General features: G+C 56.4%; 14 protein-coding genes. All 14 read right to left on the reverse strand.

What is annotated here, in order from left to right; genetic code table 11:
- Positions 1-7 precede the first annotated feature (7 nt).
- Positions 8-661 (reverse strand): J domain-containing protein, encoded by a 654-nt coding sequence (locus ON16_RS09425; RefSeq protein WP_040661450.1) that lies wholly within the window; start codon positions 659-661, stop codon positions 8-10.
- The gene (locus tag ON16_RS09430) at positions 658-1,557 is read right to left on the reverse strand and encodes a DUF5685 family protein (protein WP_040661451.1); all 900 of its coding nucleotides are present in this window, start codon (positions 1,555-1,557) and stop codon (positions 658-660) included. Before ON16_RS09430 ends, ON16_RS09425 begins: the two co-directional genes overlap by 4 nt.
- 12 nt (positions 1,558-1,569) lie before the next feature.
- Positions 1,570-1,977: a SoxR reducing system RseC family protein gene (locus tag ON16_RS09435; protein WP_040661452.1), complete on the reverse strand. Its 408-nt coding sequence runs from the start codon at positions 1,975-1,977 to the stop codon at positions 1,570-1,572.
- A gap of 20 nt (positions 1,978-1,997) precedes the next feature.
- Positions 1,998-3,320, reverse strand: coding sequence for a CdaR family protein (locus tag ON16_RS09440; protein ID WP_040661453.1), 1,323 nt, complete (start codon positions 3,318-3,320; stop codon positions 1,998-2,000).
- Positions 3,310-4,191 (reverse strand): diadenylate cyclase CdaA, encoded by an 882-nt coding sequence (gene cdaA / locus ON16_RS09445; protein WP_051131659.1) that lies wholly within the window; start codon positions 4,189-4,191, stop codon positions 3,310-3,312. Before cdaA ends, ON16_RS09440 begins: the two co-directional genes overlap by 11 nt.
- A 234-nt stretch (positions 4,192-4,425) precedes the next feature.
- Complete coding sequence (locus ON16_RS09450; protein ID WP_040661455.1) at positions 4,426-5,562, reverse strand: aminotransferase class V-fold PLP-dependent enzyme; 1,137 nt, start codon at positions 5,560-5,562, stop codon at positions 4,426-4,428.
- 90 nt (positions 5,563-5,652) lie between these two features.
- Entirely contained in the window at positions 5,653-5,904 is a 252-nt protein-coding gene (locus ON16_RS09455) for a putative Se/S carrier protein (protein WP_040661456.1), read from the reverse strand.
- Positions 5,905-5,997: 93 nt separating this feature from the next.
- Positions 5,998-6,480, reverse strand: a complete 483-nt coding sequence (gene ispF / locus ON16_RS09460; protein ID WP_051131660.1) for a 2-C-methyl-D-erythritol 2,4-cyclodiphosphate synthase — start codon at positions 6,478-6,480, stop codon at positions 5,998-6,000.
- On the reverse strand, positions 6,477-7,208 hold the full coding sequence (gene ispD / locus ON16_RS09465; protein ID WP_040661458.1) for a 2-C-methyl-D-erythritol 4-phosphate cytidylyltransferase: 732 nt from the start codon (positions 7,206-7,208) through the stop codon (positions 6,477-6,479). Before ispD ends, ispF begins: the two co-directional genes overlap by 4 nt.
- Positions 7,209-7,233: 25 nt before the next feature.
- Positions 7,234-7,713: a CarD family transcriptional regulator gene (locus ON16_RS09470; protein ID WP_040661459.1), complete on the reverse strand. Its 480-nt coding sequence runs from the start codon at positions 7,711-7,713 to the stop codon at positions 7,234-7,236.
- Between the two features lie 191 nt (positions 7,714-7,904).
- A complete protein-coding gene (locus tag ON16_RS09475; RefSeq protein ID WP_040661461.1) occupies positions 7,905-9,251 on the reverse strand; it encodes a butyryl-CoA:acetate CoA-transferase in 1,347 nt (448 codons plus the stop codon).
- Between the two features lie 383 nt (positions 9,252-9,634).
- A complete protein-coding gene (locus ON16_RS09480) occupies positions 9,635-11,590 on the reverse strand; it encodes a bifunctional 4-hydroxy-3-methylbut-2-enyl diphosphate reductase/30S ribosomal protein S1 (RefSeq protein ID WP_040661462.1) in 1,956 nt (651 codons plus the stop codon).
- Positions 11,581-12,222, reverse strand: a complete 642-nt coding sequence (locus tag ON16_RS09485) for a lysophospholipid acyltransferase family protein (RefSeq protein ID WP_040661463.1) — start codon at positions 12,220-12,222, stop codon at positions 11,581-11,583. The genes ON16_RS09480 and ON16_RS09485 overlap by 10 nt, the downstream gene beginning before the upstream one ends.
- Entirely contained in the window at positions 12,219-12,893 is a 675-nt protein-coding gene (gene cmk / locus ON16_RS09490) for a (d)CMP kinase (protein WP_040661464.1), read from the reverse strand. Before cmk ends, ON16_RS09485 begins: the two co-directional genes overlap by 4 nt.
- Between the last annotated feature and the right edge of the window lies 1 nt (position 12,894).

Consider the following 12,894-nt stretch of genomic DNA (forward strand, 5'->3'; position numbering starts at 1 on the left):
GTAAATCTCACAGGCACCGGAACCCCATAAATCCGCATCCGTTGCACAGCAAATACGTGCAGCAAAGCTGCTGACACAGGCTGCTGCCGCCGCACAAATCCGTTCCAAAGCTGCCGTGAGGACTGTAGGCCGAGCGGCCCGCGCCGTCCATGAAATCCAGCGCCTGCTGATATTCCCGGTTGCCCGGGTCCATCTGCGCGGCAGTCTCATAATACCGCTTGGCCTCATCCAGCCAGCCCCGGCGGTAGCAGACAGCCCCCTTGAGGAAGTTCCACTCCGCGCTATGGTCCGCATAATTGCCCAGCAGTGCCTCAGCCCGACTCAGGTCACCGGCGTTGATGGACATACGCACCTGCTGCAAAACAGAGCTGCCGGACTGCTGGGCAGACCCACCGCCGCCATAACCATATCCATAGCCGGCAGAGGAACCGCCATAGCTCGCAGAGCTGCGGCTTCCGCCGCCCCGGCTGCTGCCCCGACGCTTGTTGATCTCCTCATAAGCGGCGTTAATCTCTTTCATTTTCTCCTGCGCGAGATCCGCCAGAGGGTTGTCGTGATAGTTGTCGGGATGGTACTTCCGCGCCAGCTCCAGATATGCTTTTTTCACTTCCGCATCTGTTGCGGATTCGGGAACGCCAAGAACCTTGTAGGGATCGTTCATGTGGTCTCCTCAACATTTCTATCTTTCTTCCGCGCCGGACGTTCCGCCCGGTACGTGCCGGAAAGTACAGCTTTTCCGACCTGAAACAGCCCCGCATACACGGTGCTTTCCAAAATAGGCGCCCAGCACCCAAAATCCCACAGCTCATAAGCCGTGGCGAGTAAACGGATGGAATGGTCCACGGTCTGGGTAAAAGACGCGCGACTCTCCGGTGTCCAAACCCCGTCCGCAAGACCGTATCGGTAGATCAATGGGTTATAATTTCCGCTGACTGCGTCCTCTTTCAGGTCGTCCGCAGCATCCATCAAATAAACCCACCGACCCAGATGGTAGAGCATCTGGCGCAGAATGCGGCGGTGGGCTTCGCCCTCCGCTTCGTCCGCAGCGGCCGCCAACAGCTGGGCAAATGCGTCCGCAGGCTCATCCAACGAGGGAACTTTTGCCTCTTCCATGGCCGCAAGACGCTTTAGCTGCTCTCGGGTCACGCGGTCAAACTCAGGTCTGGCCGCAGCGGCTTTCCGGTAGCTGTTCTCCAAGGCCAACGCCACGCCGCGATATTTCAGCCCCTTGCGAAAGCCGTGGTCAGCTACGCCGTCCTTCGCCTGCCAATAGGCCAGAATCACGCTTTCGTCCGCCGCTAAATCCAGCGCCGGATTCCCACCGCAATAGGTTCGCTTTTTCACCGGACTTGCCACGCACCGGGCGCAGAGCGTCTCCGGCTCCTCCCCGCCTGAGAGCAGGATGGCCAAAAACGCAAAGTCATAGTTTAAAATGAACCGGGCGGGCAGTCCGCAGCGGCGGCGCAGAGTGTGACACAGTCCGCAGTAGAGCCGGCGGAATCGCTCCCTTTCTTCTTCGGGCAGCTGATCGAGAGGCGGCCTCACGTAACCAAACATGGGCTGGTTTTCTTAAAAGAGTCTGACGATGGTGAAGTCCATCCCGCCCCGCCGCCGGAGACGGCGGTCATAGACCACTGCCGGAATCAAACCCAGCCCAAATGCCGCCGCAGCGACGACATACTGTATCGTCGTGGAGAAAAAGGGCATGGTGAGGAAATACCCCAGGAAAAACAGCACTACCGGCACCATATAAACTAAAAGAATGATTCCCATCATGTTTTTGGTGCTGCTCTCCACCACAACCTTTTGACCGGGCTGTGCCCCAATGGGATTGCTGGCCCGGGCATAAACCGACGCTCCGGTGGATCCGCACCCGGCGCACTCCGCGCAGTCGTGTGCGCAGGCGGACTGCCGAGCTACGGCAATTTCCGCGTGGTCCGCGTCCAACAGTTTTTCAATCGTTGCAACTTGTGTCATGATAACGCTCCTAAATTTCTTTACGCTGTCCCATCGGTAGGCGTATTTTCATTGTTTTCAGGCAGAGGTTCCTCCGGCTGGCTTGTGCCTTCGGAAATGGTGACCCGCACCTGATAATTTCCCCGGACACCCACATCCGCACCGTTGCCGATCTGCACCCGCGCAGGAACCGTATAGCTTCCGCTGGCGGCAGTAACGTCCGTCAGGTCCGCGATAACCGTGATGTCCTCCGGCGTCACAGATTTGACCGCTCCCGAGGTTCCCCGCAGGGAAACCGGCAGCTCTGTGGTCAATACTGTTACAGTTTTCCCTTCCGGTATATTTTCACACGTAAAATTCACGGCGTTGACAGTGGCTGTGGCCATATCCTTGAATTTGACGTTCATGGTGGCCCGGGTTGTCCCGCTTAGATTCTCGCACCCCTCCGGGACGGTAATGGTATACCGATAGGTGGTGGGGACGAAGAAATCCTCCAGCTCAAAGTCATCCAAGGTGATCGCGTCTATATTTTTCAGCAGTTCTGCATCTCCCGAAACGGTGACGCTGGCGGGCGTGATGCTGTATTCCAAATTGCTGATTCGAGCGCCGTCTGCCTCGATAAAGTTCACCTTCAGAGGCAGTTCCTTCTCCACGTTCACCGGCAGCGTCACCTGAATTTGATCGGCAGTGGCGTGGAGATTGCCGGTATTTTGAATCAGCTGGTCGTTTTCATCGTAGAGCTGGTAATCCAGCGTCTGAGAAACGGTCTGCGTGGCATTTTCCACCGAGAGGTTCACCTTGGCGTAAGACACCTTGTCAACCTCTTCCTGCGGTCCGCGGATCTCCAGCATCCCCGGCTGGTACTGAAGTTCGCCGGCGATATACCCTTCGGCAACCGTACCCTCCAGCGCACAACGGATACCAACACTCCGTCTGTACAGCTCACCGATCTCCACCTGCACCGTATAAGAGCTGGCGTTCACGATGGTAATGGAGTTTCTGGTGATGCCGTCGGGGTAATAGACCGTGTAGCTGACACTGTGAGTTCCTGTGGAGGTGATATCCGACAGGTCGGCTTGAATGCGTATTTTGCTGGGGTCCAGCCGGGCAAGAATGCGGCGGCGGGCCTTAATCTCCAGTGTGACGGTCTGGTCACTGTCCGGCAGAAGCATCAGCCCCCGATCCGCCAGCGTCGTATCTTCCCCTGCGTATTCAATGGGAATGTCGCTGATGATCTTTTCTTTTTCGCTGCCCTCGGAATTGTCCGCGCTGTCCACGTACATCCAGACGGCACATGCAATTGCAACGGAGAGAAGGATGTGCAGAATCTTGCGTCTGCTCCACTTGGACTGATTATTCTCCATGATCCTCGCCTCCTTCCTTCCGGATGTGCAGAAGGCTCAAAATCCCCAGCTTCCGGTCTGATGATTCTTTCTCCTGCGGCAGTAACTCATTGCGCAGGAGATTTTCCAATGTCTCCGGCATCAGATGCCGCTTCAGCATCCCGCCGATGGCCACAGAGATGGACCCCGTTTCTTCCGAGACGATCACCACCACAGCGTCGGAATTCTCACTCATGCCGATACCTGCCCGATGCCGCATACCAAGGTCACGGGACAGATTCACGTTTTTGCTCAGCGGAAGCATACATCCCGCGCCTAAAATACGGCCTTTGCGAACAATGACCGCGCCATCGTGCATGGGGGCTTTCACAAAGAAGATATTTTTCAAAAGTTCGTTGGATACGTCCGCGTTTAGAATCGTGCCGCTGCGAACCATATCGTCCAGCATGATCTCCCGCTCGAACACGATGAGCGCACCGGTTCGGGATTTGGACATCTCTGTACAGGCCAGAACGGTCTGTCCGACCATGCGTTCCAGAGCGCTCTGCGTCTCTCCCTTTGTGAAAAACAACGCCAGACGGCGGCTGCCCACCTGCTCCAGCACCCGGCGGATTTCGGGCTGGAATAGAATGATAAGGGCCAGAACGCCCCACTCCACCATGCGGCCCATGATATAGCTGATACCGTTGAGATGGAAAATGGAAGACAGCCACAGCACCGCCAAAAAGATCAGCACGCCTTTCAGGAGGTTTGCCACCCGAGAGGTCTTGACGAATTTTAACAGCTTGTACAAAACAATAGCCATAAGCAGGACATCCAGAATATCCGTGATCTCAATGGTCATCAGATATCGGACGATCTCGCCCAGCAGGACTGAGAGCTTCGCGCTCATAATTGCATCAGCTTCCTTCCCTGGTCGGGATGGCTCCCGGTAAGCGGCGCGGACCGCGGCGCACAGGGAACGCCCAAATTACAAGAATGCTTATATTATATAAAAAATAGTGAGAGATTGCAAGGTAAACTACGCCAAAATTCATAGTATGTTCACTGCTTTTCAGGTTTTTTCCTCCAAACGCGGCCTTGCCTCCCGCGCCCGGTTTTCAGGGCGTGGGAGGCTTTGTCGAAATCAGGCGGAAAGGCGCTTCAGAATTTCGGGGAGAGCAGTCAGCAATTGGCTTACCTCTTCTACCCGGTTGAACACGGAGAAACTGAGACGGACCGTTCCGCTTTCCAGCGTCCCAGCGGTGCGATGGGCCAAAGGCGCGCAGTGCATTCCGGCGCGAACCGCGTAACCTTCCTCCGCCAGAGCGTTGCCCACCAGCTCGGAATCCAGTCCCTCTGGGACGAAGCTGAGAACACCGGTCTGGGAGAACAGATCCCGCCGTGCGCACACACTGATGCCGGGAATCTGCCGCAATCCCTCGGACGCACGCAGAGCCAGCTGCCGCTCGTGCATACAGATGGTGTCCTCTCCCAGTCTGCGGACAAAGCGGACGCCTTCCAGCAGCCCCGCAATGCCCGGCACATTGTGGGTTCCGGCCTCCAGCCGGTCCGGCAGGAACTCCGGCATATCCTGCTGGAGCGATACGCTGCCGGTACCGCCTTCTATCAGGGGACTTGTCTCTGTCTTTTCGCAGCAGAGCAGAACGCCGGTACCTTGTGGGCCATAAAGTCCTTTGTGGCCCGGCATCGCAATGAATGCAGCCCCCAGTGCCGTCATATCCAGCGGCAGCATTCCGGCAGACTGGGATGCATCGATGATAAAGGGGACGTCATTTTTCCGGCAGATGGCGGCTATGGCCTCCACCGGCTGAACAGCTCCGAAAACGTTGGACACATGGGTACAGATTACCGCGTCGATATCCGGCGTAATCTCCTTTTCAAATGCCTCCACCGTCATGTCTGGCTGGAACAACGGCGCGCTCGCCACGCGAATATCCGCGCCCAACGCCGCCAGCGGACGGGTGACGGCGTTATGCTCATATCCGGAGATTACAACCTTTCCCCCGTAGGGGACCAGACTTTTAATGGCGATATTCAGTCCGTGGGTAGCGTTCATGGTGAACACCACCCGCTCCGGCTCCGATACGTGAAAAAGCTCGGCCAGTTCTGTGCGGCAGGAGAACAGTGTTTCCGCCGCCCGCATGGCTTCGGGATAGCCACCCCGTCCGGGAGAACTCATCTCCCGCAGGGCCGTCTCCATCGCGCGGCCCACCGCCACTGGTTTTTGGAAGCTGGTGGCCGCGCTGTCCAGATAGATCATAGTCAACCTCCTCATAAATTTTTAAGCAGGGGCCGCCATTCCAAATTCAGGCGGTCTCCGTAGCCCGGCGGCAATGCCGCCGGGCCGGGTTTACAGGGGCACTTCCACGTACTTTCCGTGTTGAAGCAGATATAGTTTCGTAGGGTAAAATCCCGCGCCGCGAAGAATCGCCAACGCGGGACGCACCACCCCACCGGTCAACTCCACAGCATACGCGCAGCCCCGGTCGCTCAATTCCCGGGGCGCGCGGAAGATGCGCGTCCGGATACCCGCTGCTGTCAGCACTCTCTCCATCCGTTGGGCGTAGGTCACAGAACGGGCGATAATCCAGTATTGTTCCACGGACACTCCTCCTCTCCAAATATCTTATGCAAAGGATCTAACGACGTGAAAAAAGAGATCCGTCCTCTCAGACGGATCTCCAGTGAGCAATCTCTATTCCTTTTCCAGCAGCACCACGGCCTGCGCCGCCATACCGGAGCCGTCCCCCGTGAAGCCGAGGCCTTCCTCCGTGGTGGCCTTCACATTCACCTGTTCCCGATCCACACCCAAAGCGGCGGCCAGATTTTCCTCCATCCGCTCCCGGTACGGGGCGATTTTCGGGCGCTGGGCAATCAGCGCGGCATCCACATTAACAACCGCGAAACCCCGCTCCCTCAAAAGTGCCGCAACCCTGCGCAAAAGATCAAGGCTGTCTGCCCCTGCGTACTGCGGATCGGTATCGGGAAACAGCTTTCCGATATCCCCCAGCTTTGCCGCGCCTGACAGAGCGTCCATCACTGCGTGGGTCAGCACATCCGCGTCGGAATGGCCCAGCAGCCCTATTTCCCAAGGGATTTCCACGCCGCCCAAAATCAGCTTTCGTCCCTCTGTCAGCCGATGGACATCGTAGCCCTGTCCAATTCGCAGCCTTGTCATATCCGATCCTCTCTCGCGTCCAAAATCGCCTCCGCCACAATAAAATCCAGTGGTGTGGTGATCTTCAGGTTCTCTTCGTCGCCGTCAATCAAGTACACAGCCTTTCCCAGCCGCTCCACGGCGGAGCAGTCATCCGTCAACGCCGCGCCGGCTTCCAGCGCGGATTGAAGCGCCGCCTTCAATAGGTTTGCCTCAAACACCTGAGGCGTCTGCACAGCCATCAGCGCACTGCGGTCCAGCGTTTGCGTGACCAGCCCATCTTGGACTGTCTTTACAGTGTCTTTCACGGGAATTGCCGGTGCCGCGGCATTGCACCGGGCCGCTTTTTCAATCACACCGTCAATCAGCTCCGGCGTGACCAGTGGGCGGGCCCCGTCCTGCACCGCCAGAAGCTCCGTTTTCTCGTCCGCTTCCAGCGCCGCCAAAAGAACGGAGTGCTCCCGGGACTCACCACCCCGGATCACCTTGGCGCACTTTGTAATTTCATATGTACGGCACAGATCGGAAAACGGCAGAATGTCCGTTTCCCGGGCGGCGACAACAATGGAGTCTACCCACTGCGCCTGCTGCAAAGCCATCAGCGTCCGAGCCAGAACGGGGACGCCGTCAAGCTCCTCCAGCAGCTTGTTGATGCCCTCTCCCATCCGGGAGGAGCTTCCCGCAGCGGCGACAATCGCCGTGCAAAAGGGGCGCTGTGCGTCCCTGAATTTATGAAAGAAACGGCCCATGCCGGTCCCCTTTCCTATGTCGGTTTTATCCTTCCATGGCTCCGTCAAGCCGCTGCTCCACCTGTTCGTAATTTCCGACTCCGGTAAGCACGATCTCGGAGATTAAAATCTGCTTGGCGTTGTGAAGCATCTTTCGCTCTCCGGTAGAAAGCCCCCGCTCTTTGTCCCTGCGTGTCAGACTCTTGATGACCCGGGCCAGTTCATAGAGATCCCCGCTTTTTAGCCGCTGAAGATTCTCCCGATAGCGCTTGTTCCAGTTGGTGTTGTTGTCGGTTTCCATAGTGGGGAGCGCATTGAGCATATCCTCCACCGTTTTTCGGTCCGACACAGGGCGAAGACCAATCACATCGCTGTTTGCCGTTGGGATTTTCAAAAGCAGGCCGCCCACCAGCATCTTGAAGACATAATAATCCTGCGCCGCACCGCCGATCTTTTCGTTGACGATACTGTCAATCACTCCGGCACCGTGCATGGGATGGACTACCATATCTCCGACACTGAACATTTCAGTCTCCTTTCCTGCCCCTGTATATCTCCCCGTATTTGTTTAAATTTCAAAGAATCACAAATGAATTATAGCACATTTTTATTGTTTTTACAAGTATTTTCCAAAAAATGTTCTTTAAGAAGCAAGAAATAACAAGAACCCGTCTTTCAAACAAACGTGAAAGACGGGTTCTTGAATAAAGAAGAATCTTATTTCTTGTTGGACTGACGCCAGATGTGCATTTTCTCTGCCTCAGCAATCAGCTGATCCCGGAACTGAGGATGGGCGATATTGATGATAGACTCTGCCCGTTGCCATGTGGACATACCCTTTACGTTCACCTTGCCGTACTCTGTAACCAGATAGTTCAGGTTTGTGCGGGTTGCGGTAACGATAGAGCCTTCCAACAGAGTAGGACGGATGCGGGATTTCAGCTCGCCGCTCTTCTTGTCCTTAAAGGCCGAGGAACAGCAGATGAAACTCTTGCCGCCCTTGGACAGGTATGCGCCCAAAACAAAGTCCTGCTGACCGCCCGCGCCGGAAATATGGCCGGTACCGGAGGACTCGGAGGACACCTGTCCGAATAGGTCAATATCCACTGCGCCGTTAATAGAGATAAAGTTGGGAATCTGAGAGACGCGCGCCACGTCATTGACATAGTCCACCGGCGCAACCATGCACTCAGGGTTGCCATCCAGGAAGTCATAGAGTTTCCGGGTGCCGGCGGCGAACGCATAGGTCTGACGGCCCTTGTCAAAGGGCTTGTGAATGCCGGTAATCTTGCCGGCCTTGGCCATATCTACGAACGCATCCACGTACATCTCCGTATGGATGCCCAGATCTTTCAGATCGGACTCAGCAATCATCTTGCCCACAGCGCCGGGCATGGAGCCAATTCCCAGCTGGAGGCAGGCCCCGTTGGGGATCTCCTCCATCACCAGCTTCGCAACAGCCATGTCTGTATCGCTGGGCTGCACAGGACCGCCCATCTCGTCCAGCGGCTTGTTGTCGCCTTCCACGATCATATCCACATCGTCGATGTGAACGCAGTTTTCAAACCCGCCGAAGCAGTACGGCATGGAGGTGTTCACCTCCAGAATGATGCACTTGGCCCGCTCACAGGCAGCCTTCAGATGGGTTCCGTTGGGGCCGAAGTTGAACCAGCCATGGCTGTCCATGGGGCTAACCTGCATCATGAGAACGTCAATATCGTCCAGATTCTCCCGATAATAGCGGGGCAGCTCGGAATAGCGGATCGGGCAGTAAAATGCCAGCCCCTCCTTGATCATCTTCCGCTCAATGCCGCTCATGTGCCAGGAGTTCCATGTAAAGTGCTTCGCCGCATCCGGTATGTCCGCAATGGCGGGACGGCGGGTCAGAATACCACCGCGAACCTTCACATCGGTCAGCTCGCCCATGCGCTTCGCCAACGCCTTGTCCAGAGCGTCCACCGTGCATACGCACCAGCCATAGTCCACCCAGTCTCCGGACTTAATGACCTTGACGGCCTCATCCGCCGTGGTCAGCTTCTGCTTGTATATCTCCTGATAGCTCATGAAAAGTTCCTCCCCGTTTTTTCGTAGATACCAGCCTGTATTTGTAAGATTGTCAATATTGTAACATATTCATTTTTGAAATGCAATCCAATCTGTGGGATTTGTTGTCATTTTTCGCAGTGCGTTGTCAGACAACGCAAAACTGCATGAAAAGAAGAAGAAACACTGCTTAACCCCTGCTTTTATTCATTAAAAAGCAGGAGGAAACCCGAGCAGCACCGCAGATCCTCGTCAGTTCCGCTTCAAACCCCGAAAATTTTCAGCAATTTGCCGAACGCCTTTTGATTGTTTTTTGACAAAACCCACAGCGCTTTACAAAAAAGCGCTGAGAATGCTTTCGCATTCCCAGCGCTCATGTTGCATATTAAACAGTGAAGGTCTGCTTACTCAGCATCGACGGGAGCATTTTCCTCAGCAGCAGGAGCCAGCAGCGCACGAATAGACAGGGAGATCTTCTTCTTCTCCTCGTCCACAGCGATGATCTCAGCATCCACTTCCTGCCCCTCGCTCAACACGTCACCGGGCTTTTCAATGCGCCGGTCAGCGATCTGAGAGATGTGAATCAGGCCATCCACGCCGGGAACAACCTCGGCAAACGCGCCGAAGGTCATCAGCTTGACGATCCGAACAGTGGCCACATCGCCCACATGATACTTGCTCATAAACATATCCCAAGGATTGACGCTGCGATCCTTCACGCCCAGAGAGATCTTGTGCTTTTCGGGGTCAAAGGAAATGACATACACTTCCAGAGTGTCGCCCACCTTGCAGACCTCGGCGGGAGTCTTGATGCGGCTCCAGCTCAGCTCGGAGATATGAACCATTCCGTCCACGCCGCCGATGTCCACAAACACGCCGTAAGCGGTCATGGACTTCACGGTGCCGGTATAGTGCTTACCGACCTCGATGCTGTTCCAAACTTCCTCCTGCGCAGCCTTGCGGGCCTCGTCCGCCACAGAACGAATGGAACCCACCACGCGGCGGCGGGCACGATTCACCTCGGTAACGCGCAGCTGAACCTTGGACTTGACCATGGTCTCCAGATCAGCGCCGCGGGGCATGCCGCTCTGAGAGGCGGGCACAAACACGCGCACACCCTTGACAGAAACCACGATACCGCCCTTGTTGACCTCGGTAACGATGCCTTCCATAACGGTCTTGTCCTCAACGGCCTGCTCGATGTTCTCCCAGACCTTGACAGCGTCCAGACGCTTCTTAGACAGTTCGGCAAAGCCTTCCACGTCGTTGACGCGGACAATATAGGCCTCGATCTCGTCGCCAACCTTCAGAATCTCCTCAGGCTTGACATTGGGATCGTCGCTCAGCTCGCTGGACTTGATGTACGCGGCCTGCTTCGCGCCCACATCCACCTGAACCTCAGTGGGGCCAATGGCCGTGACGATGCCGGTTACCTTTTCCCCTGTATTTAAAGTCTTAAAAGATTGATTCAGCAGTTCCTCGAAGGATTCCTCGCCGTTTTCAGCGGTCTTGATTTCTTCACTCATCGTTGCATATACCTCCTTAATGATGCCCGCAGGCGTAGAGGCGCCGGCCGTAAGACCTGCAACAGAGCAACCATTGAAAAAATCCGGCGAGAGCTCGTCCGCCTTCTCGATTTGAAGGACGCGCGGGCATCTCTCAATACAAATTTCCGTCAAATGTTTGGTGTTTGCACTTTTACGGTCTCCCACCACCACCATCGCGTCGACCTGTCCGGCAATGAATGCCGCCTCGGATTGACGCTTATGCGTAGCATTGCATATTGTATCAAATATTTTCGAGTTTGTACACTCTTTTTTTAAGATTTTTGCAGAAGTTTCAAAAAGTTCACGAATACAGGTGGTCTGCGCCACCACGGTGACGGGAACCTCCCGCCGCCCGGAGTCCTCCGCCAGCCATGCCCAGACATCTTCCGGCCCGCTGAAAATCAGCGGATGGGAGCAATAGCTGGCCACGCCCAGAATCTCCGGGTGGTGCGGCTCGCCAATAATGATACTCTGCCGTCCCTCCGCTTCCGCCTGCGCCACAAGGGATTGAATGCGCTGTACATTGGGGCAGGCCGCGCTGACGCAGTGAATATTCCGCGCCTCCAGTGCGGCGACCACCTCACGCCGCTCTCCATGAGAGCGGAGCACCACCGTCTCTCCTTCCCTCACGTCCTGAGGCACAGCGGCCTTTCGAACGCCCAAATCCTCCAGTTCCGCAATGACGTGGGTGTTGTGGATCAGATCGCCCAGCATGACGCAGCCGCCGCACTCTGCGGCGGTTTTTTTTGCCAACTCCACCGCGCGTTCGACCCCATAGCAGAATCCGGCGCTTTTTGCCAAAATCACTCGCACAGCGGTTTTCCTCCCACGGTCTGGCCGCCCAGTGCATAGGCCGCCGCCAAAACGCCGTCGGCAACCTGCTGAATCTCCTCCGCCGTGCCGTGCCGCCCGGTAATCTGGGGCTGATACGGTTCGCCGAAGATGATGCGAGTCTGATGGAACAGTTTCTTCTCCCCATCTACGAACACCGGGATCAGCGTGGCTCCGGTGCGAATTCCGATCATGGCCACGCCGCCGTGTGCGTGGGGTGGAAGCCCATCGGCATAGCCCACGCCGTTGCGGATGGTGGTTCCTTCCGGAAACATCAGCAAATTGTCGCCCGACTTGATAGCCTGCATGGCGGTCTTGACGGATTGGATATCGTTGTTCCCCCGGCTGACGGGGAACGCCCCCACTTTCCGTAAAATCCAGCCCAAGACCGGATTGTGGAACAGCTCTTCTTTCGCCATGATGTGCAGTCGGTAATTCACCGGCAGATTCAGCGCTATCAGCACCGGGTCCCAGTCGCTGGAGTGGTTGGGGCAGAGGAGTGCGCCGCCGGAAGGCAGCTTGTCCATCCCCTCCACACTCACCGGGTGGAGGAGGCCCGCAATTAGACCCACAAAATAGTAAATAAATACAAAAAAGCGATTCAACGGCTTCATCCGATCTTCTCCTCAATCACGCGCAGAAGAGCGGTCAGACTCTCCTCAAAATTCAGCGTCGTGGTGTCCACCACGACGGCGTCCTCCGCCTGCCGAAGCGGCGCGGCAGCGCGGTGTGTGTCGTCCCAGTCCCGCTGAACGATCTCACTGAGCACCTGATCCAGCGGCTCCGGCGTTCCCCGCTGCTGAAGCTCCAAGCACCGCCGCTTCGCCCGCATCTCTGCCGAGGCAGTGAGAAAAATCTTTACGTCCGCGTCAGGCAGCACCACCGTACCGATGTCCCGTCCGTCCATCACCACGCTGTGCTTCCGGGCCAGCTCCCGCTGCATTTCCAGCAGGAACGCTCGAACACCCGCGTGGGCAGAGACAATGGAGGCGTATTTAGAAACTTCCGGCAGACGGATTTCTCTCGACACGTCCTCTCCGTTTAAAAACATGTGCTGCAAGCCGTCCTCGCCATAGCGCAGCTCCACCTCTGCCGACCGCAGCAACTCCAACACCTCCACCTCATCCTTTGGGTCCGCGCCTCTGCGCCGGACATAATAGCCCAAAGTCCGATAGATGGCCCCGGTGTCCACATACAAATATCCTTTTTCCTTCGCCAGCGCCCGGGCAAGGGTGCTTTTCCCCGCGCCGGAGGGTCCGTCGATGGCGATGCTTACGTTTTTCATT

This window comes from Oscillibacter ruminantium GH1, assembly GCF_000307265.1.
GTDB classification, from domain to species: Bacteria; Bacillota; Clostridia; order Oscillospirales; family Oscillospiraceae; genus Oscillibacter; species Oscillibacter ruminantium.